At 61.8% G+C, this 24448-nt stretch carries 22 protein-coding genes, 1 tRNA gene and 1 pseudogene; 17 read left to right on the plus strand and 7 right to left on the minus strand.

Annotated elements, in window-relative coordinates:
• Nucleotides 1-62 precede the first annotated feature (62 nt).
• The 12 genes and pseudogenes from AC56QP_RS33595 (at nucleotide 63) to glpK (ending at nucleotide 13359) form a co-directional block, all read left to right on the plus strand.
• On the plus strand, nucleotides 63-857 hold the full coding sequence (locus AC56QP_RS33595) for a transglutaminase family protein (protein WP_489861638.1): 795 nt from the start codon (nucleotides 63-65) through the stop codon (nucleotides 855-857).
• Nucleotides 858-887: 30 nt separating this feature from the next.
• The gene (locus AC56QP_RS33600) at nucleotides 888-1619 is read left to right on the plus strand and encodes a proteasome-type protease (RefSeq protein WP_256750328.1); all 732 of its coding nucleotides are present in this window, start codon (nucleotides 888-890) and stop codon (nucleotides 1617-1619) included.
• A gap of 96 nt (nucleotides 1620-1715) precedes the next feature.
• Nucleotides 1716-3129, plus strand: a pseudogene (locus AC56QP_RS33605) (pyridoxal phosphate-dependent decarboxylase family protein).
• 128 nt (nucleotides 3130-3257) lie between these two features.
• Nucleotides 3258-4025 (plus strand): DeoR/GlpR family DNA-binding transcription regulator, encoded by a 768-nt coding sequence (locus AC56QP_RS33610; RefSeq protein ID WP_489861636.1) that lies wholly within the window; start codon nucleotides 3258-3260, stop codon nucleotides 4023-4025.
• 138 nt (nucleotides 4026-4163) lie between these two features.
• Complete coding sequence (glpD, locus tag AC56QP_RS33615) at nucleotides 4164-5690, plus strand: glycerol-3-phosphate dehydrogenase (RefSeq protein WP_489861635.1); 1527 nt, start codon at nucleotides 4164-4166, stop codon at nucleotides 5688-5690.
• A gap of 42 nt (nucleotides 5691-5732) precedes the next feature.
• Entirely contained in the window at nucleotides 5733-6812 is a 1080-nt protein-coding gene (locus AC56QP_RS33620) for an ABC transporter ATP-binding protein (RefSeq protein ID WP_489861634.1), read from the plus strand.
• A gap of 10 nt (nucleotides 6813-6822) precedes the next feature.
• The gene (locus tag AC56QP_RS33625) at nucleotides 6823-7890 is read left to right on the plus strand and encodes an ABC transporter ATP-binding protein (RefSeq protein WP_489861633.1); all 1068 of its coding nucleotides are present in this window, start codon (nucleotides 6823-6825) and stop codon (nucleotides 7888-7890) included.
• Nucleotides 7891-8757 carry a carbohydrate ABC transporter permease gene (locus AC56QP_RS33630; RefSeq protein ID WP_489861632.1) on the plus strand — a complete coding sequence of 289 codons (867 nt, stop codon included), beginning with the start codon at nucleotides 7891-7893 and terminating at the stop codon, nucleotides 8755-8757.
• Nucleotides 8758-8794: 37 nt separating this feature from the next.
• Nucleotides 8795-9679, plus strand: coding sequence for a carbohydrate ABC transporter permease (locus AC56QP_RS33635; RefSeq protein ID WP_489863454.1), 885 nt, complete (start codon nucleotides 8795-8797; stop codon nucleotides 9677-9679).
• Nucleotides 9680-9681: 2 nt separating this feature from the next.
• Nucleotides 9682-9969 carry a DUF2160 domain-containing protein gene (locus AC56QP_RS33640; RefSeq protein ID WP_091575611.1) on the plus strand — a complete coding sequence of 96 codons (288 nt, stop codon included), beginning with the start codon at nucleotides 9682-9684 and terminating at the stop codon, nucleotides 9967-9969.
• Nucleotides 9970-10048: 79 nt separating this feature from the next.
• Nucleotides 10049-11776, plus strand: coding sequence for an ABC transporter substrate-binding protein (locus AC56QP_RS33645; protein WP_023764872.1), 1728 nt, complete (start codon nucleotides 10049-10051; stop codon nucleotides 11774-11776).
• A 92-nt stretch (nucleotides 11777-11868) separates the two neighbouring features.
• Nucleotides 11869-13359, plus strand: coding sequence for a glycerol kinase GlpK (gene glpK, locus AC56QP_RS33650; protein WP_489861631.1), 1491 nt, complete (start codon nucleotides 11869-11871; stop codon nucleotides 13357-13359).
• Nucleotides 13360-13429: 70 nt separating this feature from the next.
• Here glpK and AC56QP_RS33655 read toward each other — a convergent pair whose 3' ends face one another.
• Nucleotides 13430-13915: a BA14K family protein gene (locus AC56QP_RS33655; RefSeq protein ID WP_489861630.1), complete on the minus strand. Its 486-nt coding sequence runs from the start codon at nucleotides 13913-13915 to the stop codon at nucleotides 13430-13432.
• Between the two features lie 302 nt (nucleotides 13916-14217).
• Between AC56QP_RS33655 and AC56QP_RS33660 the strand changes: the two genes are divergently transcribed.
• Together AC56QP_RS33660 and AC56QP_RS33665 are read left to right on the plus strand one after the other, a co-directional pair.
• A tRNA-Lys gene (locus AC56QP_RS33660) sits at nucleotides 14218-14293 on the plus strand.
• Between the two features lie 1629 nt (nucleotides 14294-15922).
• Nucleotides 15923-16603 carry an outer membrane protein gene (locus tag AC56QP_RS33665; protein WP_489861629.1) on the plus strand — a complete coding sequence of 227 codons (681 nt, stop codon included), beginning with the start codon at nucleotides 15923-15925 and terminating at the stop codon, nucleotides 16601-16603.
• 74 nt (nucleotides 16604-16677) lie between these two features.
• Here the strand turns inward: AC56QP_RS33665 and AC56QP_RS33670 are convergent, their stop codons facing one another.
• From AC56QP_RS33670 to AC56QP_RS33690, 5 genes are all read right to left on the minus strand, one after another.
• A complete protein-coding gene (locus AC56QP_RS33670; protein WP_489861628.1) occupies nucleotides 16678-16887 on the minus strand; it encodes a hypothetical protein in 210 nt (69 codons plus the stop codon).
• Between the two features lie 100 nt (nucleotides 16888-16987).
• Nucleotides 16988-18118, minus strand: a complete 1131-nt coding sequence (dprA, locus tag AC56QP_RS33675) for a DNA-processing protein DprA (RefSeq protein WP_489861627.1) — start codon at nucleotides 18116-18118, stop codon at nucleotides 16988-16990.
• On the minus strand, nucleotides 18115-18702 hold the full coding sequence (gene plsY, locus AC56QP_RS33680; RefSeq protein WP_489861626.1) for a glycerol-3-phosphate 1-O-acyltransferase PlsY: 588 nt from the start codon (nucleotides 18700-18702) through the stop codon (nucleotides 18115-18117). The genes dprA and plsY overlap by 4 nt, the downstream gene beginning before the upstream one ends.
• Before the next feature lie 78 nt (nucleotides 18703-18780).
• Nucleotides 18781-20067 carry a dihydroorotase gene (locus AC56QP_RS33685; protein WP_489861625.1) on the minus strand — a complete coding sequence of 429 codons (1287 nt, stop codon included), beginning with the start codon at nucleotides 20065-20067 and terminating at the stop codon, nucleotides 18781-18783.
• Nucleotides 20064-21029 (minus strand): aspartate carbamoyltransferase catalytic subunit, encoded by a 966-nt coding sequence (locus tag AC56QP_RS33690; protein WP_091574854.1) that lies wholly within the window; start codon nucleotides 21027-21029, stop codon nucleotides 20064-20066. The genes AC56QP_RS33685 and AC56QP_RS33690 overlap by 4 nt, the downstream gene beginning before the upstream one ends.
• Before the next feature lie 116 nt (nucleotides 21030-21145).
• Between AC56QP_RS33690 and AC56QP_RS33695 the strand changes: the two genes are divergently transcribed.
• The 3 genes from AC56QP_RS33695 to AC56QP_RS33705 all read left to right on the plus strand — a co-directional run bounded on the left by AC56QP_RS33695 (nucleotide 21146) and on the right by AC56QP_RS33705 (nucleotide 23924).
• A complete protein-coding gene (locus AC56QP_RS33695; protein WP_489861624.1) occupies nucleotides 21146-22831 on the plus strand; it encodes a DNA alkylation response protein in 1686 nt (561 codons plus the stop codon).
• Nucleotides 22832-23025: 194 nt separating this feature from the next.
• Nucleotides 23026-23583, plus strand: a complete 558-nt coding sequence (locus tag AC56QP_RS33700) for a hypothetical protein (protein WP_489861623.1) — start codon at nucleotides 23026-23028, stop codon at nucleotides 23581-23583.
• On the plus strand, nucleotides 23583-23924 hold the full coding sequence (locus AC56QP_RS33705; protein WP_489861622.1) for a DUF6105 family protein: 342 nt from the start codon (nucleotides 23583-23585) through the stop codon (nucleotides 23922-23924). The genes AC56QP_RS33700 and AC56QP_RS33705 overlap by 1 nt, the downstream gene beginning before the upstream one ends.
• Here AC56QP_RS33705 and ruvX read toward each other — a convergent pair.
• Complete coding sequence (gene ruvX, locus AC56QP_RS33710; protein WP_489861621.1) at nucleotides 23842-24348, minus strand: Holliday junction resolvase RuvX; 507 nt, start codon at nucleotides 24346-24348, stop codon at nucleotides 23842-23844. The two genes, AC56QP_RS33705 and ruvX, sit on opposite strands and share 83 nt — an antisense overlap.
• Nucleotides 24349-24448 lie beyond the last annotated feature (100 nt).

Below are 24448 nucleotides of genomic sequence, written 5' to 3' on the forward strand. Positions count from 1 at the left end.
GCGTCAGCGAAAAGTGGGAACCGGTTTTCGGACAACATCATGCTCACAAACGGAACAAAAGCATGCGGCTGAAGATCACCCACAGGACCGAGTACCGCTATGATGCGCCGGTGCAATATTTGTTGCAGCGGCTGCGGCTGCTTCCGGTCAGCGGATCGACGCAGACCGTTCTGTCCTGGGCCCTGGTCATCGAAGGCGCGCGCGAAGAGGTTCGTTTTGTTGACCATTTCGGCAACGATACACGGCTGTTGAGCGTCGAGGGCGAGCGCGACTTCATCACGGTGGAAGCATCCGGCGAAGTGGTGACGCGCGACACCGCGGGCGTCTCCGGACCACATCAGGGCTTTACCCCGCTCTGGCTTTACAGCCATGAAACGCCATTGACGGCGATCGGCAGCGGCATTCGCGGACTCGCCGCATCCGTCGACAAGGGGACCGATATCGAAAGGCTGCACAGGCTGATGGCGATCATCGGTGAACGCGTCGCCTACACGCCGGGCAGCACCACCGCGACGACGCCGGCAGAGGAAGCGTTGGCGCTCAAGAGCGGTGTCTGCCAGGATCACACCCACATCTTTGCGGCCGCTGCGCGCGCCATGGGCTTTCCGGCCCGCTACGTCAGCGGTTATCTGATGTTGGACGCGACGGTAGAGCAGGCGGCAAGCCATGCCTGGGCCGAGGCGCATGTCGCGGGTCTTGGCTGGGTTGCTTTCGATGCCGCCAATGGCATTTCTCCGGACGAACGCTATGTAAAGGTGGCAACCGGTCGCGACTACCGCGACGCCACACCGGTGTCGGGGATTCGGCTGGGACAGGCGGAAGAACAGCTTGCGGTCACCGTCACGGTGGAGCAGTAATCCCCCAGGATTGCAGCTAGAAGAGATTCCATGACCTATTGCGTCGGCCTGAAGATCGATCGCGGGCTCGTGTTCATGTCGGACACGCGCACCAATGCCGGCATGGATTCGATCTCCACCTTCAAGAAGATGCATGTCTGGGAAGAGCCGGGCGAGCGCGTCATCGTCTTGATGTCGGCCGGCAACCTGGCGACGACCCAGGCGGTGGTCAGCCTGCTCGACGAGCGCACCAAGGCTATCTCGGAGCGACACTCCACTCTGCTGGAAACGCCATCCATGTACCAGACGGTGCGGATGGTCGGCGATACCGTCAAGGAGGTGATCGCCAGTTCGTCACCGGCCGGTGAAAAGGCGGATTCCTACTTCAATGCCTCGTTCATTCTCGGCGGTCAGATCAAGGGCAGCGAGCCGCGGCTTTTCATGATCTATCCCGAGGGCAATTTCATCGAATCGACCGACGACACGCCTTTCTTCCAGATCGGCGAGACCAAATACGGCAAGCCGATCATCATCCGCGCCTATGAAAAGACGATGAGCCTTGCCGAGACGGTGAAGCTACTTTTGGTGTCGTTCGATTCGACACTGAAGTCGAATTTGTCCGTCGGCCTGCCGCTCGACATGCTCTTCCTGGAAAAAGATGCTTTCAAGGTTGGGTTGAAGAGGCGGATCGGCCAGGACGACCAGTATTACCGCACCATCTCGGACGGCTGGTCGAATGCACTGAAGACGGCCTTTGCCAGCCTGCCGGATTTCCCTGGCTAGGAGCGCCTGGCTGGCGGTTTCTTGTATTTCACATGTATTGATCTTGAGAAGCCAACCGCGACGGATGGCGGTGAGGGATCATGTCGGGAGGACAAGATGAACAACGATGAATTCCGGCATTGGTCGCGGCGCGCCGCTGACTGGGGCGCCGACTACCGCAACACACTTCGCGACCGGCCGGTGCGGCCGCGGGTCAAGCCGGGTGACATTTTCAGGAGCATCGAAGCTTCGCCGCCTGAAGTCGCGGAGCCGATGGACAGGATCTTCGCCGACTTCGAGGAGAAGGTTCTGCCGGGGATGACGCATTGGCAGCATCCGCGCTTTTTTGCCTATTTCCCGGCGAATGCCGCGCCGGTCTCGGTGGTGGCGGAGTATCTGGTGTCGGCGATGGCCGCCCAATGCATGTTGTGGCAGACCTCGCCCGCAGCGACCGAACTCGAAACGCGGACCGTCGACTGGATGCGCCAGGCGCTCGGCCTGCCGGAAGGCTTCTCCGGGGTTATCCAGGATTCGGCCTCGTCGGCGACACTGGCCGCGGTCTTGACGATGCGCGAGCGGGCGCTCGACTGGCAAGGCAACAAGAGGGGACTGGCCGGGCAGGCGCGGTTGCGCATCTATTCGTCGGACCAGGTGCACACCTCGATCGACCGGGCAATCTGGGTGTCGGGTATCGGCGAGGACAATCTCGTGCGCATCCCGGTCGCCGGCCGCTTTCGCGCCATGGATACCGCGGCCCTCGAAGCGGCAATCGTCACCGACCGGCAAGCCGGAATGCTGCCTGCGGGCATCATCGCCTGCGTTGGTGGCACCAGCACAGGCGGCACCGACGACATTGCCACGGTTGCCGAGGTGGCGAAACGGCATGGGCTCTATCTTCACGTCGATGCGGCCTGGGCGGGATCGGCGATGATCTGCCCGGAATACCGGCATTTCTGGGCCGGCGTCGAAGGCGCCGATCTCGATTGTCTTCAATCCACACAAATGGCTGGGCGCGCAGTTTGACTGTTCAATCCAGTTCCTGCGCGATCCCGAAAGCCATGTCAGGACGCTGGCCATCAAGCCGGACTATCTGAAGACCCATGGCCATGACGGCATCATCAACTATTCCGAATGGTCGGTACCGCTGGGCCGGCGCTTCCGCGCGCTCAAATTGTGGTTTCTGTTGCGTGCGCACGGGCTGGAAAAGCTGCGGACGATGATCCGCGATCATGTGGCGTGGAGCGAGGGTCTTGCCGCACGGCTGGCGGGGGAGGCGGATTTCGAGATCGTCAGCGAACCCATGCTGTCGCTGTTTTCGTTCCGGCACAAAGCTGCAACCAGCGCCGACGCGGACGAGCACAATCTGCGGCTGGTCAATGCGATCAACGACGACGGTCGCATCTATCTGACGCAAACGAGGGTCGACGGAAGGGTGGCAATCCGGTTCCAGGTCGGCCAGTTCGAAACGACCGCCACTGACGTCGATGCGGCTTTCATCGTCATCACCGAAATCGCGCGCGACATGGCTTGATCGGGCCCGGCCGGGATTGCGTTGGGGTTTGCCTTTGCAATCATGTGATTTTCATTAGCCGGCTTATGCCTTTTCATCTGTTTCGTTTTCGACTATAGACAAGAAAAACGAAAACGGGAGCTTGCCTTATGTATCTGTCGCCGCGCCATGCCGAAATCATCCAGATGGCCAAGGACCATGGTCGCGTGCTGGTCGATGATCTGGCCAGCCATTTCAACGTGACTCCGCAGACCATACGCAAGGATCTCAACGACCTGTGTGACCAGCGGCTGCTTTCCCGTATCCATGGCGGCGCGCTGTTTCCATCCGGCATAGAGAACATGGAGTATGAGGCCAGGCGCAAGATCGCCGCCGAGGAGAAGGAGGCGATCGGCCGCGCTGCGGCAAGGCTGATTCCCGACAACGCCTCTCTGTTTATCAACATCGGCACGACGACGGAGGCGGTCAGCAAGGCGCTTCTGGACCACACCGGCCTGATGGTCATCACCAATAATATCAATGTTGCCAATAGGATGCGCATATATCCTTCGATCGAGGTGGTCATCGCCGGCGGCGTCGTGCGCGGCTCCGATGGTGGCGTTGTCGGCGAAGCCGCGGTCGATTTCATCAGGCAGTTCAAGGTTGACTATGCCGTGATCGGCGCGTCGGCGATCGACCATGACGGCGCCTTGCTCGATTTCGACTTTCGCGAGGTCAAGGTGGCGCAAGCGATCATCGCCAATGCAAGGCACGTCATTCTGGTTTCCGACCAGACCAAGTTCGAGCGCACGGCGCCGGTGCGCATTGGCCATCTGTCCCAGGTCAACACTTTCATCACCGACCGTTGCGACATCCCATCGGTGCGCAAGATCTGCCAGGAAGCGGAGGTTCAGCTCATCGAGACGTCCGCCGGTTAGCGACTTTTCAGGGTGCCATTACGAGCCTTTCACGTGCTTGTGATATTTCGTTTGACATTCGTTCTCATTTCGAAATAATTCCGCCACGGTTTCGTAAAAAGCCAAAAATGGTGCAATGCGAAATCGTTGGAGGAACTTGTGGACGCATCTCCGATCCGTGACATTTTCGTCATAGGTGGCGGCATCAATGGTTGCGGCATCGCCCGCGATGCCGCCGGACGTGGCTTTTCCGTCTTTCTCGCCGAGATGAATGACCTAGCCAGCGGTACCTCCTCAGGTTCGACCAAGCTGATCCATGGCGGCCTGCGCTATCTTGAGTTCTATGAGTTTCGTTTGGTGCGTGAGGCGCTGATGGAACGCGAGGTTCTGTGGAAGAACGCTCCCCATATCATCTGGCCGATGCGTTTCGTGCTGCCCTATGCCGAGGGCCTGCGGCCCGCCTGGCTGATCAGGCTCGGTCTCTTTCTCTACGACCACATTGGCGGGCGCAAATTGCTGCCGGCGACCAGGACGCTGGATATGGCCAGGGATCCGGCCGGCAAGCCGCTGAAACCGCTTTTCAAGAAAGCCTTCGAATATTCGGATGGCTGGGTCAACGATGCGCGTCTGGTGGCGCTCAATGCCCGGGATGCCGCCGATCGCGGCGCAACGATCCGAACCCGCACGAAGGTGGTTGGAGCGCGCCGCGAAGGTGGCGTGTGGACAATCAAGATCGAGAACCTGCAGACCGGGGAGATCGAAGAGATCAAGGCGCGGCTGCTGGTCAATGCCGCCGGGCCATGGGTCGATCATGTGCTTTCCGGCGTGGTCGGCATGAACGATGTGCACAATGTCCGCCTTGTGCAGGGCAGCCATATCGTCATCAGCAAGAAGTTCGACGATCCGCGCGCCTATTTCTTCCAGAACAAGGATGGCCGCATCATCTTCGCCATTCCTTACGAGGACGAATTCACGCTGATCGGCACCACCGACCAAGACTATCCCGGCGATCCGCACGACGTGAAGATCAGCGAGACCGAGATCGATTATCTGTGTGCCGCGGCGAGCGAGTATTTCGCGCAGCCGGTCAAGCGCTCGGACATCGTCTGGACCTATTCCGCCGTCCGTCCGCTCTACGATGACGGCGCCTCCAAGGCGCAGGAGGCAACGCGCGACTACGTGCTGAAGGCCGATGGCGGCGAGGGCACCGCCCCGATCGTCAATGCCTTCGGCGGCAAGATCACCACCTATCGCCGGCTGTCGGAATCAATGCTGGAGAAGATCGAGGGTTTCCTCGGCAAGCGTGGCAAGCCATGGACGGCAAATGCACCGCTGCCGGGCGGCGATTTTCCGGCGACCGGTTTCGACGCCGAAGTGGCGAAACTGAAGTCGGCCTATCCGTTCCTGGATGCGCGCATGGCCCGCCGGCTGACCCGGCTTTACGGGACACGCGCCCGGACATTGCTCGGCCTTGCCAGGTCGAATGCCGATCTCGGCCGCGGTTTCGGCGCCGATCTCTACGAAGCCGAGGTGCGTTATCTCGTTGAAAACGAATGGGCCGTCACGGCCGAGGATGTACTGTGGCGCAGAACCAAGCGCGGCCTGCATCTCGGCCGCGAGCAGGCGGCGGCGCTTGATGAATTCATGCGCGGAATAAGCCGGCGGCATGTCGTGGCTGCGGAATGAAGAAGGCTTGGAGCTGATGCATAAAGCCTGGGAGGAGGCGTCATGCTGGAACTGAGAAACGTCACCAAGACGGTCGGTGCGGCAGAGCATATCCGCGATGTGTCGCTGACGCTTCAGCACGGCTCGCTCAACGTTCTGCTCGGACCCACACTTTCCGGCAAGACCAGCCTGATGCGGTTGATGGCGGGTCTCGATGTGCCGACCTCCGGCTCGGTCTGGTTCGACGGCCAGAACGTCACCGGCGTGCCGGTGCAGAAGCGCAAGATCGCCATGGTCTACCAGCAGTTCATCAACTATCCGGCGATGACCGTCTACGAAAACATCGCCTCGCCGCTGCGGGTGGCTGGCGTCGAGCAGGCCAGGATCGACAGCCAGGTGCGGGAAGCTGCGGCGCTGCTCAAGCTGACGCCCTATCTCGACCGCACGCCGCTTAACCTGTCGGGTGGCCAGCAGCAGCGCACGGCCCTGGCGCGCGCCATCGTCAAGAATGCCAGCCTGGTGCTGCTCGACGAGCCGCTGGCCAATCTCGACTACAAATTGCGCGAGGAACTACGCGCCGAATTGCCCAGGATATTCGCCGCCGCCGGCACCATCTTCGTCTACGCCACCACCGAGCCGCATGAGGCGCTGCTGCTCGGCGGCAACACGGCGACGCTTTCTGAAGGGCGCATCACCCAGTTCGGACCGACCATCGAGGTGTTCCGCAAGCCGGCCGACCTGGTGACGGCCAGGACGTTTTCCGATCCACCGCTCAACACCATCGTGCTGGCCAAGAAGGGCCGGGATTTCCTGCTTGAGGGCGGCGTGAACCTGCCGGTGCCGGCCGAACTCTCCGGCATTGCCGATGCCATCTATACGATCGGCTTTCAGCCGCACCACCTGTCGCTCGAGCGGCCCAACGCGGCGGCGGTGCCGGTGCGGGCCAAGGTGACGATCACCGAGATCACCGGGTCGGAGAGTTTCATCCATCTCGATTTCGCCGATGCGCGCTGGGTCATGCTGACCCCCGGCATTCGCGATTTCGAGCCTGACGAGGTGGTCGAGGTGTTCATCGATCCGCGCCACATCATGGTTTTCGACGAGCACGGCCGCGCCGTGAGCGCGCCGAAGCTGGCGGCTTGAGGGGAAAGAGATGGCGCGCATCGACGTCAACCATATCAGGCATTCCTACCTGCCGAATCCGCGGAAGGATGCCGATTTCGCGCTCAGGGAAGTGCATCACACCTTCGAGGACGGCGGCGCCTATGCGCTGCTGGGACCCTCGGGCTGCGGCAAGACCACGCTGCTCAACATCATTTCGGGATTGCTGCATCCCTCGCATGGCCAGCTGCTGTTCAACGGCAAGGACGTGACCAATCTGTCGACGCAGGAGCGCAACATCGCGCAGGTGTTCCAGTTCCCGGTCATCTACGACACCATGACCGTCTACGACAATCTGGCCTTCCCGCTGCGCAACCGCGGCGTGCCGGAAGCCGATGTCGACCGCAAGGTGCGCGAGACGCTGGAGATGATCGATCTGGCGTCGTGGGCGAAGAAGAAGGCGAGGGGCCTGACCGCCGACCAGAAGCAGAAGATATCGCTCGGCCGTGGGCTGGTGCGCTCCGACGTCAACGCCATCCTGTTCGACGAGCCGCTGACCGTCATCGACCCGCATATGAAATGGGTGCTGCGCTCTCAATTGAAGCAGCTTCACCGCCGGTTCGGCTACACCATGGTCTATGTCACCCACGACCAGACCGAGGCGCTGACCTTCGCCGACCAGGTCGTGGTGATGTATGATGGCGGCATCGTCCAGATCGGCACACCGGCGGAACTGTTCGAACGGCCGCGCCACACCTTTGTCGGCTATTTCATCGGCTCTCCCGGCATGAACGTCATGCCGGTGGCGATCGACGGCAAGACGGCGACCCTCGGCTCGCAACGGATCGAACTTCCGGGCGCACCCAAGGCAGGCGGCGGCGCCATCGAGCTTGGTATCCGTCCAGAGCATGTAAGACTTGGTCGCGACGGCATGTCCGTATCCATCAGCAAGGTTGAGGATGTCGGCCGCCACAAGGTCGTGCGCGCCAGACTGGAAGGCCGCGACATCGCGGCGGTTATCGGCGAGGACGAAACCGTCCCCGCCGATCCGAAGGTGCGGTTCGACCCAGCCGGCATCAACATCTACGCCGATTCCTGGCGTGTCGAGATGGGGGCATAGATGGACAAGACCTGGAACAACAAGGCCTGGTTCCTGGTGCTGCCGGTGCTGGTGCTGGTGGCATTCTCGGCCGTCATTCCGCTGATGACCGTGGTCAACTATTCGGTGCAGGACACGTTCGGCAACAACGTCTTCTTCTGGGCGGGCACCGAGTGGTTCGAGGAACTGCTGTCGTCGCGCCGCTTCTGGGAGGCGATGACCCGCAACCTGATTTTTTCCTTCATCATCCTCGCCATCGAAGTGCCGCTCGGCATCTTCATCGCGCTCAACATGCCCAAGAAGGGCTGGGGCGTACCGGTCTGCCTGGTGCTGATGGCCCTACCGCTGCTGATCCCGTGGAACGTCGTCGGCACCATCTGGCAGGTGTTCGGGCGCAACGACATCGGCCTGCTGGGCTACTACATCAACGCGCTGGGCATCGACTTCAACTATGTGCAGGACCCGTTCGACGCCTGGGTCATCATCATCATCATGGATGTCTGGCACTGGACCAGCCTCGTCGTGCTGCTTTGCTACGCCGGCCTCGTCTCCATCCCCGACGCCTTCTATCAGGCGGCCAAGATAGACGGTGCCTCGCGCTGGGCGGTGTTCCGCTACATCCAATTGCCCAAGATGCAGCGCGTTCTCCTGATCGCCGTGCTGCTGCGCTTCATGGACAGTTTCATGATCTACACCGAACCCTTCGTCGTCACTGGCGGCGGCCCAGGCAATTCGACGACGTTCCTGTCGATCGACCTCGTCAAGACGGCGCTTGGCCAGTTCGACCTCGGTCCAGCCGCGGCCATGTCGCTCGTCTACTTCCTCATCATCCTCCTGTTGTCGTGGGTGTTCTACACCGTGATGACCAACTATGACGCGGAGCGCTGAGATGAGCGGCGCCAATGAACGAACCGAGCGGAATGCGATGAACGGATCCGCCGCCACCGAAGGTCTCGCCAGTTCGCTGTCGCATAGCGATCTCGACAGGCGCATGCGGCGGCGCGGCGAGGAATCCCGCTGGTGGTGGATCGTGCCGACGCTCTACATAATCGTGCTTCTGGTGCCGATCTACTGGCTCATCAACATGAGCTTCAAGACAAATGCGGAGATCGTCTCGTCGCTGACGCTCTACCCGCATGCGCCGACGATCGCCAACTACGTCACCATCTTCACCGATGCGTCCTGGTATTCGGGCTACATCAACTCGATCACCTATGTGGTGATGAACATGGTGATTTCGGTGGCGGCGGCGTTGCCGGCCGCCTACGCCTTCTCGCGCTACCGCTTCCTTGGCGACAAGCATCTGTTCTTCTGGCTGCTGACCAACCGCATGGCGCCGCCGGCGGTGTTCGCGCTGCCGTTCTTCCAGCTCTACTCGGCCTTTGGCCTGATCGATACGCATATCGCGGTGGCGCTGGCGCACTGCCTGTTCAACGTGCCGCTGGCGGTGTGGATCCTGGAAGGCTTCATGTCGGGCGTGCCGAAGGAAATCGACGAGACCGCCTATATCGACGGCTATTCGTTCCCGCGCTTCTTCGTCAGGATCTTCATGCCGCTGATCGCGAGCGGCATCGGCGTCGCCTGCTTCTTCTGCTTCATGTTCTCGTGGGTAGAATTGCTGATCGCCCGCACGCTGACGACCACCGATGCCAAGCCAATCGCCGCCACGATGACGCGTACGGTTTCGGCCGCCGGCATGGATTGGGGCCTTCTCGCCGCCGCCGGTGTGCTGACGCTGATCCCCGGCGCGCTGGTCATCTGGTTCGTGCGCAACTACATCGCCAAGGGCTTTGCCCTGGGGAGGGTATGATCATGAATTTCGACCTCACCTGGATGGCGTGGACGTGGCCGACGGCGGCCTTCTTCGCAACCATCCTGCTGCTGCTGTGCGGCATGGCGGTGTGGGAGTACGCCGCGCCGGGCGGTAATCCGCGCGTCGGCATCCTGCGCTTCGAGACGACGCGCGGCGACCGTCTTTTCCTGTCGCTGCTCGGCAGCGCCTTTATCCATCTCGCTTGGCTGGGTCTTGTCGGATCCAACCTGTGGTGGGCTCTCGCTCTCTCCGTAGTCTACGCCATTGGCGTGTTCCGCTACGTATAGAGGGGGAAACTGTTGGAGCGACAGCGTGCCGGCCGCCGCTCCAGATCGCACTTGAAACCTGAAACAGTGGAGGAAACTAATGCGACGGCAATTTTTAACATCAACGACTGCCCTTGTCCTATTGCTGGGCGCGGGCAATGCCTACGCGGGGATGGACGAAGCAAAAGCCTTTCTGGACAAGGAGATAGGCCCGCTTTCGACGCTTTCGCGCGCCGACCAGGAAGCCGAAATGCAGTGGTTTATTGACGCAGCCAAGCCGTTCGCCGGCATGGACATCAAGGTCGTCTCGGAAACCATCGCCACGCATCAGTATGAATCTCAGGTGCTGGCGCCGGCCTTTACCGCCATCACCGGCATCAAGATCACGCATGACGTCATCCAGGAAGGTGACGTCGTCGAGAAGATCCAGACCCAGATGCAGACCGGCCAGAACCTCTATGACGGCTGGGTCAACGATTCCGACCTGATCGGCACCCACTGGCGCTACCAGCAGGTGCGCAATCTGACCGACTGGATGGCGGGCGAGGGCAAGGATGTCACCAACCCGAACCTCGACCTGAAAGACTTCATCGGCACCTCGTTCACGACGGCTCCGGACAAGAAGCTCTACCAGCTTCCCGACCAGCAGTTCGCGAACCTCTACTGGTTCCGTTACGACTGGTTCAACGACGAGAAGAACAAGGCGGACTTCAAGGCGAAGTACGGCTACGACCTCGGCGTTCCGGTCAACTGGTCTGCCTATGAGGATATCGCCGCGTTCTTCACCGGCCGCGAGATCGACGGCAAGAAGGTCTACGGCCACATGGACTACGGCAAGAAAGACCCGTCGCTCGGCTGGCGGTTCACCGATGCCTGGCTGTCCATGGCCGGCAATGGCGACAAGGGCATTCCGAACGGCCTGCCTGTCGACGAATGGGGCATCAAGGTCGACGAGAATTCACGACCGGTCGGCTCCTGCACGGCACGCGGCGGCGACACCAATGGTCCTGCTGCCGTCTACTCGATCCAGAAGTATCTCGACTGGCTGAAGGCCTACGCTCCGGCGGAAGCCCAGGGCATGACCTTCTCTGAATCGGGACCGGTCCCGGCGCAGGGCGCGGTTGCCCAGCAGATCTTCTGGTACACCGCCTTCACCGCCTCGATGGTCGACGCGGGCGCCAAGGCGGTGCTGAACGACGACGGCACGCCGAAATGGCGCATGGCACCGTCGCCGCACGGTGTCTACTGGAAGGACGGGATGAAGCTCGGCTATCAGGACGTCGGTTCCTGGACGCTGATGAAGTCGACGCCGACGGACCGCGCCAAGGCCGCCTGGCTCTACGCGCAGTTCGTAACCTCGAAGACCGTGGACGTGAAGAAGAGCCATGTCGGCCTCACCTTCATCCGCGAGAGCACGATCCACGACAAGAGCTTCACCGAACGTGCGCCCAAGCTCGGCGGTCTGATCGAGTTCTACCGCTCGCCGGCCCGCGTGCAGTGGTCGCCGACCGGCACCAACGTGCCTGACTATCCGAAGCTGGCACAGCTCTGGTGGCAGGCGATCGGCGATGCGTCGTCCGGTGCCAAGACGGCGCAGGAAGCAATGGACTCGCTGTGCGGCGAGCAGGAAAAGGTTATGAGCCGCATCGAGAAGTCGGGCGTCCAGGGCGATATCGGCCCGAAGATGGCCGAAGAGCATGATCTCGCCTACTGGAACGCCGACGCGGTCAAGAAAGGCAATCTCGCTCCGCAGCTGAAGATCGAGAACGAGAAGGAAAAGCCGATCACCATCAACTATGATGAGCTGGTGAAGAGCTGGCAGAAGTAAGACTGTCCTATGCGGGCGCTCGCGCCCGTGTGAAATTGGGGAGGCGGCTTGTTGCCGTCTCCCTTCTTTGTATCAAGGCGGAGAACGTTGGAATGAGCGGTTTTGTGCTGGCGATCGACCAGGGAACGACATCGACCCGGGCGATCCTGTTCGACGACAAGATGAAGGTCGTTGGCAGTGGGCAGAAGGAATTCACCCAGCACTACCCGGCGTCCGGCTGGGTCGAGCACGATCCCGAGGAGATATGGGCAAGCGTTGTGGCGACAGTGAAGGCGGCACTGAAGAAGACCGGCCGGCATGCCTCCGAGATGGCGGCGCTGGGCATCACCAACCAGCGCGAGACCGTCGTCATCTGGGACAGGGCGACCGGCAAGCCGATCCACAATGCCATCGTCTGGCAGGACCGGCGCACCGCGCCGCTGTGTCACAAGCTCAAGAAACAGGGGCTGGAGAAGACATTCACGAAAAAGACCGGCCTGCTGCTCGATCCGTATTTCTCCGGCACCAAGATCGCGTGGATGCTGGACAAGGTGAAGGGCGCCAGAAAACGCGCCGAGAAGGGCGAACTGCTGGCCGGCACCATCGACAGCTTTTTGATCTGGCGGCTGACCGGCGGCAAGGTCCACGCCACGGACGCCACCAACGCCTCGCGCACGCTGGTCTACAATATCGCAGAGAATGCCTGGGACGACGAGCTGCTGTCTATCCTCAACATCCCTGCCAAAATGCTGCCTGAGGTCAAAGACTGCGCCGATGATTATGGAATCACGGACAAAAACCTCTTTGGTGCCGAAATAAGAATTCTCGGCGTCGCCGGTGACCAGCATGCCGCGACCATCGGTCAGGCCTGCTTTGAGCCGGGCATGATGAAGTCCACCTATGGCACCGGCTGTTTCGCGCTGCTCAACACCGGTGCCGACCTGGTGCGCTCGAAGAACCGGTTGCTGACGACCATCGCCTACCGGCTGAACGGCAAGACGACCTATGCGCTGGAAGGCTCGATCTTCATCGCCGGTGCCGCTGTGCAGTGGTTGCGCGACGGCATCAAGGTGATCGGCAAGGCCGAGCAGAGCGGCAAGTTGGCGGCCGAGGCCGATCCGACGCAAAACGTCTATCTGGTGCCGGCCTTTGTCGGGCTCGGCGCACCGCACTGGGACGCCGAGGCACGCGGCGCCATCTTTGGCCTGACCCGTAATTCCGGACCGGCGGAGTTTGCCCGGGCCGCCCTGGAAGCCGTGGCCTACCAGACGCGCGACCTGCTCGACGCCATGCGCAGGGACTGGAAGGGGACTTCGGCCAAAACGGTGCTCAGGGTCGATGGCGGTATGGTGGCATCGGACTGGACCATGCAACGGCTGGCCGACATTCTCGACGCGCCGGTCGACCGTCCGACCATTCTGGAGACGACGGCGCTCGGCGCTGCGTGGCTCGCCGGTTCGAAAGCCGGTGTTTGGCCGGATACCAAGAAGTTCGCGAAAAGCTGGGCGCTTGAGCGACGGTTCCAGCCGGACATGGAAGAATCCACTCGAGCCGTCAAACTCGCAGGTTGGCGCGACGCTGTTCGCAGGACGCTGAGCGCGTAGAGGAAGCCCGCGCCGTTTCCGGCGCGGGCTTCTGTCCAACACTCGTCAGAGAGCGATGCTCATCCCCGGATCAGTAGGGGGACCGGCATTCCCGGCGAGGGCCGTAGTTCGGCTGGAAGGTGTTGTCCGAAGAGCGATAGCTGCGATAGTGGTCGTAGCACCACTGGACATGCGCGTTGCCTTCATAGACGCGATTGTTCTCGTTGTTGATGATGGCGCCGGTGATCAGGGCACCGGTGGCGAAAGCAGCCAGCGGGAACCAGTTGTCGCCATGGCGACGATAGCCGCGATGGTATTCGCGATAGCCGCGATGACCATTCCAATAGACGCTATTGCCGCTGTTTCGGGCAAAGGTCCGATTGCGGTTGAAATTCCGGCGGTCCCCATGACGGTACTTCCATTGGAGATCACCGTTGCGGGCTTCGATGTTCAGAATATTTGACGAAGCCTCCGGTGCCTGCGGCACGAATATCTGCGCTGCATTGGCCGGCATGGCGGCCGCCGCGAACGAAACTGACAGGGAGGTCGCCAGTATACCCGATACGATCTTGTTCATTGTCTTCTCCTTCGAAAGGGTGATTGACGTCCCTTGTGGCGAGACAACGGGCGATGCGGGGGAAGGTTCCTCGCCAAATGCCAAGTTACTGATTTGTAATGTTTCTCCAGCCCGTGCGCAGCGCTGGCGAGAGGCGTACAATGGCTTGGCCAGGATCGTTTCCCTCTTGATTGAAACGGCCGGTCAGGCACGGTGATAGGGCTGCGAAAGCCCGGCTTGCCAGCCCTCTTTTTCCGGTTGACCGGCCGAGGCACTCTCCCTATGTTCCGCGCAATTTCGAGGGCAGCCTTTCGCGCCCGCGGGAGCGCGTAGCTCAGCCGGTAGAGCAACTGACTTTTAATCAGTAGGTCATGGGTTCGAATCCCATCGCGCTCACCAATAAATTCAATAAGTTAGCAACAAATCCGGTGTTATTTCACGCAGTATGATGATTTGCCTTAATTGCCAGCGTTTCCGGAGTTTCCCGAGGATTTCGAGCTGTTGGCGGGGATTCGGTGGCGCATGGATGGCGCACGCTGGGCGGCAGGGGCTCGTTAGCGCGATGCGCCAGATAAGAATCTGCGTCTACCATCTTTCATGATGCTCGCCGCTTCTTTCAAACAATCCATAAATTGCCGATATTTATATTAGCAATCGCGCAACTAAGTGGGGTGACGATACGAGTGCCGTGCTAACCCGTGGTGTTGCCATGCAAAGCGATTTCGCTGTAGCGCGAGAGCTTTTGGAGTGCGCACAAAACCGCCTTTGCGGCCAAGACGAAACGAGCCGGAGCGTCTGTGCGAGGCTTGACGTGATGATTGAAGAAATAGCGGCCGCAGAATTCCAGAAGGCTCCGTTGTTGACGATCGTGCCGTTTCCGCGAACGCGGCTGCCGCATAGTCGGTAGATCTCTGTTGTACTGGAGTGCCGCCCGTCAGGTTGGGTAGAAGTTACTTGTGCTATTATAGCACAAGAGCCCCGCCGAAGCGGGGCTGATTGTTGCGATGTGGAGGGCGCATCGCAGTTTGCGCTAGATAGTACGAGGCGGCCGTCTGGTATTTTGATATCCCGATCGAACGAACGATCGACTTGGATGCGGGCCATCTTTTGCGAAAATGGATTCGCTGAAGGCAGAGGCCAGGCCGCGGGCCATATCTATATTCCTGAACCTCTGTATCGGGTGGCTTCCTTCCACAATACGAGCGTAGGTCCCGGAGTGCGTCCTTTCACCTCAAAGGTGCGGCCTTTATAACTCCCCTCCGCAATCCAAACCGTTTTTGAACGTTGATAGATCCTGATGCCCCGTGCGCTCGCCCGCGCACACAGTTCTGCGTCGTTTCGATGCATGGTTTCGGCTCCGTTGCCCACTCAATGTAGCTGACGCAAAGAACATGCCGGACCAGTGTTGCAGCACGGTGTCGTGAGCCCTGACGTAAGGTAACGGCTCGTAACCCTCGCTCAAAAGTCGGCTTCCAGCCCCGATTCCGCTCCCGCTGCTGGCCCTCGCCGTCAGGGATGACCGTGAAGAACACCGGATGGCGGTCGCGGCCCGCGGAGTTCCATCTCGAGCAGCCGAATATTCCGACTGGATCCTGATGCCGCGATCCGTGACAGGGCCCAAGCCTGTCTATCAGCGCCTGGATATCCAGCTTTGTCGATTTGCAGCACATCGGATGCCGCACTTGCGGGAAGGGGTCTTTTGAGGCATGGCAACCTCTGCTGAGGGGGCGCCACAAAGGAGGATTATTCCTGAAATTGACAACGGGAGCCATCCAATGCCCCCACATGACGTAACGTAAAGACTCAGATATGGCTGATGGCGTGGCGATCCGAAACAGGACCGTCTGGCCGGCGCCAATTCAGGCAACCTCCCACTGAGTGGCGCCGGCCATTCTCTATATGTAAGTTGCATCGCCGCAACAGTTTTGGGAAATACGGGACCCCTCACCCTCCGCCAGCTTCCGTAAGGGAATTCTTCTGATATATCCCAATATAGATTTTGTTTTGCGCACGGCGCGGGGACAGGCAATGAAATACCTTCTGGCAGCAGCGATTCTGGGCACCACTCTTTCGTCGGCCATGGCAGCCGATGTTGTGAATGAGCTTCCGGTCGCTTCCACGTATGATTGGACAGGTGCCTATGTCGGCGGCCAGATCGGTTACGCTTGGGGCAGAGACCATATCCAGGATGAAAACGTCATTGCCGGCAATTCGGATTATTCGGATACCTTCAGGGTCCGTAGGGTCACCGGAGGTATTTTTGCCGGTTACAATATGCAATGGGGCAACATTGTCGGCGGCATCGAAGGCGATATCGAGGCCTCCGGAATTGTCGGCCACAATCCGGACTGGCCGTTTGGCAGTGATGACAATACCCACGTCAACGCCCAAGGCTCATTGCGCGGGCGCTTGGGCTATGCCTTTGACAATTGGCTGCCCTATGTCACCGGTGGTTTGGCGCTGGGAGATATTCACACGAAGTTCGAGGATGGCGCGGCAACGGATTCCAAGTCGGAAGTCAAGGCTGGCTGGACGATCGGCGCCGGCGTCGCTTATGCTTTCAACAAAAACTGGGTCGGTCAGGCCGAATATCGTTACACAGATTTCGGCAAGGTCACGACTGTCACCGACAACACTGACTCGGGCTGGGAAGAGCACGAACACGTCAAGACCAACGAGCTCCGGATCGGGATCGCCTATAAGTTCTGATTTGATACTGTTCCAGGGCTAGATAGTGGTCAGCACCGCGCCAACGCGGCTTCTTGACCATACCGTCGATGCGGTCACACCTCTCGTCCCGGCTCGTTCCCAAATTGCCATGAGCTGACCATAAGGACCAGGCGCGAACGATCCGCGAGCCTTTCCAGCCCGCTGTCATTGTAGCGTGCGAAGATCTCGCAGCCGGTCTTGCGCGAGATATCGAAATACGGGCAAAGCACAGCCATCTTCTCGCCCCCAAGCAGCCGGGCGATAGACTTCAGCCGCTCATCCATGACGCTACACGCCTTCCAAGGCACGTTGCTCTCCTGCAAAGGGCCGAAAGTGTAACCATCTATCCGAGATGGACTGTCACCCATCTCTCGGGAAGGGCAACTAATTCCCGAAAACCAGCGAGACATTGCCGCCGGCATGGCGTTCCAGCCGACCGGCGAGGTCGAGTTCGAGCAGAACCATGAAGACCTGGGCTGGGTGCAGGCCAGTGTGACGAATGATTTCGTCGACCGGGACTGGCGTCGGGCCGAGCGCCTCGATCACCTTGGCGCGGTCGCTCTCACCGGGTGGCGTTGCGGCCGAGAAATCGGGCGGGTCTTCAAACGGCGGCACTTCGGGTGCCCGCATTCCAGTCAGTGGGGCGATCGCCCTGGAAATATCTGTTGCTTCGGTAACCAGCGTGGCGCCGTCCTTGAGCAGGCCGTTGGTGCCGGCGGCGCGCGGATCGAGCGGTGAGCCGGGCACGGCGAACACCAGCCGGCCCATCTCGCCGGCAAGCCTGGCGCTGATCAGCGAGCCCGAACGTTGTGCGGCCTCGACCACCACCAGGCCAAGGGCGGCGCCAGCGACCAGGCGGTTGCGGCGCGGAAAATCCTGGGCGCGCGGCTGCCAACCGAACGGCATTTCCGAGATGATGGCGCCGCGCTCGGCAATATCATCGCACAGGCCGGCATTCTCGGGCGGGTAGGGCAGGTCGAGACCTCCCGCCAGCACTCCGATGGTGCCGGTCGCAAGACTGCCCTGATGCGCCGCGGTGTCGATGCCGCGTGCCAGGCCGGAGACGATTGCGTAGCCGTCGCGGCCGAGATCCGCCGCCAGCATGCGCGCCATCTTGATGCCGGCCAGCGATGCGTTGCGCGCACCGACGATGGCGACCCCCGGCAGCCGGAACACGGCCGCATTGCCCTTGACCGCCAACAGCGGTGGCGGATTGTCCATGCTCCGCAGCAGCGGCGGATAGTCGGGCTCGCCGATGCCGACAAAGCGCGCCCCAGCCCGCCGGGCTGCCTCCATCTCCGCCTCGGCTTCAGCAACGGAAGTGATGCGGGCGATCCTGTTGGCGCCGCCGGAAATCATCAGTTCCGGCAGTATTTCCAGCGCCACCTCGGCCGAACCGAAGCGGTTGATCAGGTCGCGGAAGGAGGCGGGGCCGACATTCTGGGTGCGGATCAGCCGCAGCCAGCTCAGCCGCTGCCGGTCGCTGAGGCGCGGCCCGGCGGACGGCTCGCTCACCCCTTGGCTCCGATCTTGCCCTCGGTGCCGGCAAGCAGCCGCGAAATGTTTTCCCGGTGCTTGATGAAGACGATCACGCTCATCACCACGAACAAGGCGGCAATCTGCGGCGCACTCAGGAAATACAGGGCGATGGGCACCACGACGGCTGCCGTCAGCGCTGCAAGCGACGAGAACCGGAACAGGAAAGCCATCACCAGCCAGACAACAGCGAAGATCAGCGCCACTTGCCAGGCAAGGCCGACCAGCACGCCAAGATAGGTGGCGACCCCTTTGCCGCCTTTGAAGCCCAGCCATGCCGGGAAGAGATGGCCGAGAAAGGCGCCAAGGCCGGCCCAGATCGCCAGGTCAGGCGCGAAATGGCCTGCGATCAGCACGGCGGCGGTGCCCTTCAGCGCGTCGAGAAGCAGCGTCGCGGCGGCAAGCCCCTTGTTGCCGGTGCGCAGCACATTGGTGGCGCCGATATTGCCGGAGCCGATCTTGCGCACATCGCCTAGGCCGGCCGCGCGGGTGAGCAGGAGCCCGAAGGGGATCGAGCCGAGGAGATAGCCGAACACCAGCGCCAGGATCAGGCCGTAAGTCATTGTTCCCCCTGTATTCTCTAGATCGGCTTGTGGCGCCTGATGCTGACCTTGGACCCCAGGATATGCCGTGATTCCAGGTCAGATCGAGAATACTGTGCGGCCCGCAACCAGCGTTTGCAAGACCTTGCCCTGCAGCCGCGCGCCTTCGAAACAGGTGTTTTTCGAGCGTGAGCGGATGCCGCTTTCGCTGACGATCCAGGGTTCGTCCAGATCGACCAGCGCAAGATCCGCCATTGCCCCCGGTTTCAGCGTTCCGCCGGGCAGTCCAAACAGTCTTGCCGGCGCGGTGGACAAGGTTTCGATCAGCCTGAGCAATGGCACATCGCCATTGTGGTAGAGCCGCAAAGCCGCGCCCAGCAGTGTTTCGAGCCCGATGGCGCCAGCTGCCGCGTCGGCAAAGGGCAGGCGCTTGGTGTCGACGTCCTGCGGGTCATGCGAGGAGACGATGATGTCGATCGTGCCGTCCCTGACCGCCTCGATCATCGCCAGCCGGTCTTCCTCGGCGCGCAGCGGCGGCGTCAGGCGAAAGAAGGTGCGGTACTCGCCGACGTCGTTTTCATTGAGCGACAGATTGTGGATCGACACGCCCGATGTCACGGTCGCGCCGTCGGCTTTCGCTCTCTTCACCGCGTCCGCCGCCATCGCCGTCGAGATCTTCGCCGCGTGGTAGGAACCGCGCGTCAGCCGCGCCAGCGCGAGATCGCGCTCCAGCGGGATGGATTCGGCTTCCCGCGGGATGCCGGAAAGGCCGAGCCAGCTGGCATAGAGGCCTTCGTTCATGACACCTGACGAGGCGAGGTCGGCATCCTGCGTTTCATGCACGATTGTGGCGCCGAAATCGCGCGCATAGGTCAGCGCGCGGCGCATCACCAGCGCGCTTGATATGGTGTGGCGGCCATCGGTGAAGGCGACGGCGCCGGCTTCGCGCAGCAGGCCGAACTCGGTCATCTCGCGGCCGTCGAGGCCCTTGGTGATCGCCGCCGCCGGAAAGATGTTGACGCTTGCCGTGTCCTTGGCGGTGCGCAGCACAAACTCGACCAGCGCCACGTTGTCGATCACCGGATCGGTGTCGGGCATCATGACGATGGAGGTGACACCGCCGGCCGCCGCCGCGACACTCGCCGAAGCGATGGTTTCGCGATGCTCGCCGCCGGGTTCGCCAATGAAGACGCGGCCGTCGATCAGGCCGGGAATGATCGCCTTGCCGGCGCAGTCGATGACAGTGGCGCCTCCCGGGGCGCCCTGGTTCAGTGCCGCCTTGCCGGCGGCAGCGATTTTTCTGCCGTCGACAATAAGGGAGCCGATTTCGTCGATGCCGCGAGAGGGGTCGACAATGCGGGCGCGCTCAAAGACCGTTATGCTCATGCGCCGCGGCCCTCGTGGTTGCGGCGCGGGTCGAGCAGCGCTTCCATCACCGCCATACGTACGGCGACGCCCATCTCCACCTGTTCCTGGATGACGCTTTGCGGGCCGTCGGCGATTTCCGAGGCGATCTCGACGCCACGGTTCATCGGCCCGGGATGCATCACCATTGCATCGTCCTTGGCCGCCTTCAGCTTTTCGGCATCGAGGCCGAAATAACGGAAATATTCGCGCACCGAAGGCACGAAAGCGCCTTCCATCCGCTCGCGCTGCAAGCGCAGCATCATCACAACGTCGGCGCCCTTGAGGCCCTCGGCCATCGAGTGTGTGACGATGACGCCCATCTTGTCGATGCCGGAGGGCAGGAGGGTCGAAGGCGCGACGACACGCACCTGTGCGCCAAGCGCGTTGAGCAGCATGATGTTCGAGCGCGCCACACGCGAATGCAGGATGTCGCCGCAGATCGCCACGATCAGCTTGGACAGCGGCCCCTTGGCGCGGCGGATCGTCAGCGCGTCGAGCAGCGCCTGTGTCGGGTGCTCATGCGCGCCGTCGCCGGCATTGACCACGGAGCAGCCGACCTTCTGCGCCAGAAGGGCGGCGGCGCCCGCCGACTGGTGGCGGATGATCAGGATATCGGGCCGCATGGCGTTCAGCGTCATCGCCGTGTCGATGAGCGTTTCGCCCTTCTTCACCGAGGAGCTTGCCACCGACATGTTCATGACGTCGGCGCCAAGCCGCTTTCCGGCGAGTTCGAACGACGACTGCGTGCGCGTGGACGCCTCATAGAAAAGGTTGATCTGGGTGCGGCCGCGTAGCGTCGAGGTCTTTTTCTCGGATTGCCGCGAGATCGCGACCGCCCGATCCGCCCGGTCGAGCAGAAGCTCGATGTCGGCGGGCGAAAGATCGCGGATGCCCAGAAGATGGCGGTGAGGATAGAGTGGCAGGGACGAAGCGTCGGTCATCTCAAGGCGCTGCTATAGGGTGGAGATTTTGCGGCCGCAAGCGCCAGCTTTGCATTGAAGCCATTCTCCCCGGTATTTTCGTCGCGCGGGCGGCAACGCTTGGCTATATCTAGCCGATGGCCCCGGATTCGTGGCTCTCTGACGACAAGTCTCTACCCGTAGAAGGATTGGGCGTGACCGACGACGTGACGAACCAGCCGCCGCCGCTGACGGGCGGCAACGCCTGGCGGGGCGATCCGTTGCTGATCCAGCTTGCCGAACGCTTTTCCGATCCTGTGCGCAAGGATCTCGACGGGCTCGGCCGTTTCGTGCTGACGCAGGAGGCGCAGGAGCTGGCCCGCCTCGCCAATGTCGAGACACCGAAGCTGAGGACACATGACCGCCAGGGACGGCGCATCGACCTGGTCGAGTTCCATCCCGCCTATCACGCCTTGATGCGCCGCTCGGTGGCGAACGGGCTGCATTCCTCGGTCTGGGAAAATGGCGACGCCGAGATCGGCCGCCGCCATCAGGTCCGGGCCGCCCGGTTCTATCTGACCGCGGAACTGGAGACCGGGCATCTTTGCCCGATCACCATGACCAGCGCTTCGCTGGCGGCATTGATGGCCAGCCCGAAACTGTTTCGCGAATGGGCGCCGCGCGTGACGACGCGCAAATATGACCAGAGCCAGAAGCCGCCGGTCGAGAAGGCGGGGCTGACGCTCGGCATGGGCATGACCGAGAAACAGGGCGGCACGGATGTGCGCGCCAATGTGACAAGGGCGGAACGCGCCGGCAGCGGGTTCTATCGCCTGACCGGACACAAATGGTTCATGTCGGCGCCGATGTCGGACGCCTTCCTGGTGCTTGGACAGGCGCCGGAGGGGCTGTCGTGCTTCCTCGTGCCGCGCATTCTCGGCGATGGGTCGGGCAACGGCTTTCGCTTTCAGCGGCTGAAGGACAAGCTCGGCAATCGTTCCAACGCTTCCTCCGAGGTCGAATTCGTCAACGCCATCGGCGAGATGGTCGGCGAACCAGGTGCCGGCGTGAAGACGATCATGGACATGGTGACGCTGACACGGCTCGACTGTGCGGTGGCGTCTTCGGCGATCATGCGCGCCGGCCTGGCCGAGGCCGTTCATCACGCCCGCCATCGCCAGGTGTTCGGCTCAACGCTGATCGAGCAGCCGCTGATGCAGCGCGTGCTGGCCGACATGGCGCTCGACGTCGCCGCCGCCACGGCGCTGTCGTTCCGGCTGGCGCGTTCCTTCGACGAGGCGGCAAGCGATCGCGGCGAAGCCGCTTTTGCCCGCGCCATGACGCCGGTCGTCAAATACTGGGTCTGCAAGATCTCGCCGCCGCTGCTCTATGAGGCGATGGAGTGTCTCGGCGGCAATGGTTATGTCGAGGAGGCGCCACTCGCCCGCTACTATCGCGAAGCTCCGGTCAACGCGATCTGGGAAGGATCGGGCAATGTCATGGCGCTCGACGTGCTGCGCGTGCTCGGCCGCGCGCCTGGTTTGTTCGAGGATGTGCTGGCCGGCATCGACCGCGATCTCGGCGCTGGCGGACGCGGCACGATCGGCGTGCTGAAGGCAGCGATGCAGGTCGCTGCGACCGACGAAGGTTCGGCCCGGCTGCTCACCGAACAACTGGCGCTTTCGGCAGCGGCTGCGGAATTGCGCCGGCTGGGGGCAGGGCGAATCGCGGATGCCTTCGTCGAGACGCGATTGGCCGGTCAGTGGCGCAACACCTATGGCATGCTCGATTCGCGCCATGACGCGCGCATGATAATTGATACGCTCTATCCGCCGATGAACTGACCCACGAACGTCGCGCAAACCGGTACCGCATCCTGATTCAAGGCGCTCACCGGCATCGTCGCAACACCCTGTGGATGGCCGTTAACCTTAACAAATGGTTTCCGTTGCGGCGGCGGGCGGCAAAGCCCACTGTCTGCCGAGAGCACGGAATGGTTCAAATTGGCCATCCTTTGCTTTGCGAAGCAGGAATGCCGATGCGACATGTACTGAGCTCTTTTCTGGCCTTGCACTGGGCGATCGTTTTCGCCCTGCTCGCGCTCATCTGCATCGACGGAAATCGCGGTGTGGCCTCGGCGCTCGGCGTGCTGGGTGCCACCGTTGAGGGCACTCGCTTCGTCGATCTCGACAACGTCATCGTGGTGGCGCCACTCGCCACCGCATTGCTTGTCGTGGCGGTGCTGTTTTTCTGGGCCTTCGTCGAAACCCTGATCAACGACGCGACCAGCGCGGGCGCCCACAGCGTTGCCCGCATCGCCTTCATCTCAGCCTCCGGCGTGTTGTCACTGATTGTCATCGGTGGCGCCGCGCAAGGCATCAACGGGCTGCTCATGGCTGTCGCCGTGCAGTTGGCCGCACTTCTGGCATCCTATGTCGCCATGCTCACCGAACGACGGTCCGCCGTAGCGGCGGCCGCTTCGGGCGAAGGCGAGATCCGCGCCGTCGCCCATGGCATGGCAAAGGCCGCGGCGCACAACTCGCTGCTTTCGCTCATCTCCGGCCGGACAGGGTCGAATCCGAAGGGAGGCCACTGATGCGTTACGTCTTCGCATTGTGGGCGGCGCCGATGGCGGTCTTCTGGGGCTGGTTCTATCTGTCGGCCAACGACATCAATTTCGGCTACGTCATGTTCAGCCGGCAGATGCACGACTTCTTCTTCCAGCTCTACGGTCAGATGCTCGGCATCGATCCAGCCATTATCCCCGGCATGGTGGCGAAGACGTGCATCTTCGACGGGTTTCTGCTGATGGCGCTGTGGGCGTTCCGCCGTCGCCGCGAAATCGCCGGCTGGGTCAAGCAGCGCTGGGCGGCTCGGGTTCCATTCGAGCGGACGCACCAAGCGACTGAAGCCGGTCCAGAACTCCCTGCAGAATAAAGGCCGCCGCCGCCGAATCGATCTTTCCGGCGCGTTTGCGGCGCGAGAAATCCATCTCGATCAGCGTTCTTTCGGCCGCGACCGTCGATAGTCTTTCATCCCAGAGCACGAAGGGCAGGTCGCTCATCTGCGCCATGTTACGGACGAAGGCGCGCGATTTCTGCGCGCGCGGTCCTTCCGACCCGTCCATGTTGATCGGCAGCCCGATCGCCACGGCGCCGACATTCTCCTTGCGCAGCAAGGCCAGCAGCACGGCGGCATCGAGCGAGAATTTCTTTCGCAGGATGACCGGGCGCGGATGAGCGAAGGAAAACCTCTGGTCCGAGACCGCGACGCCGATCGTCTTGTCGCCGAGGTCAAGTCCCGCCAGCGTCTTGCCGCCGGCGAGCCGTGCTGGCAATTCCTCGATGCTGATAATGCCCAACGGCTGTCCTTCGCCTCTCAACGCCGCACGTTCTGCCAAACGCGCAGCGGACACAGTAACCCTTTGATCTCAGGGCTATCGGCGTTCTATCCTCTGGCAA

It is taken from the genome of Mesorhizobium sp. RCAM 05104 (assembly GCF_059683645.1).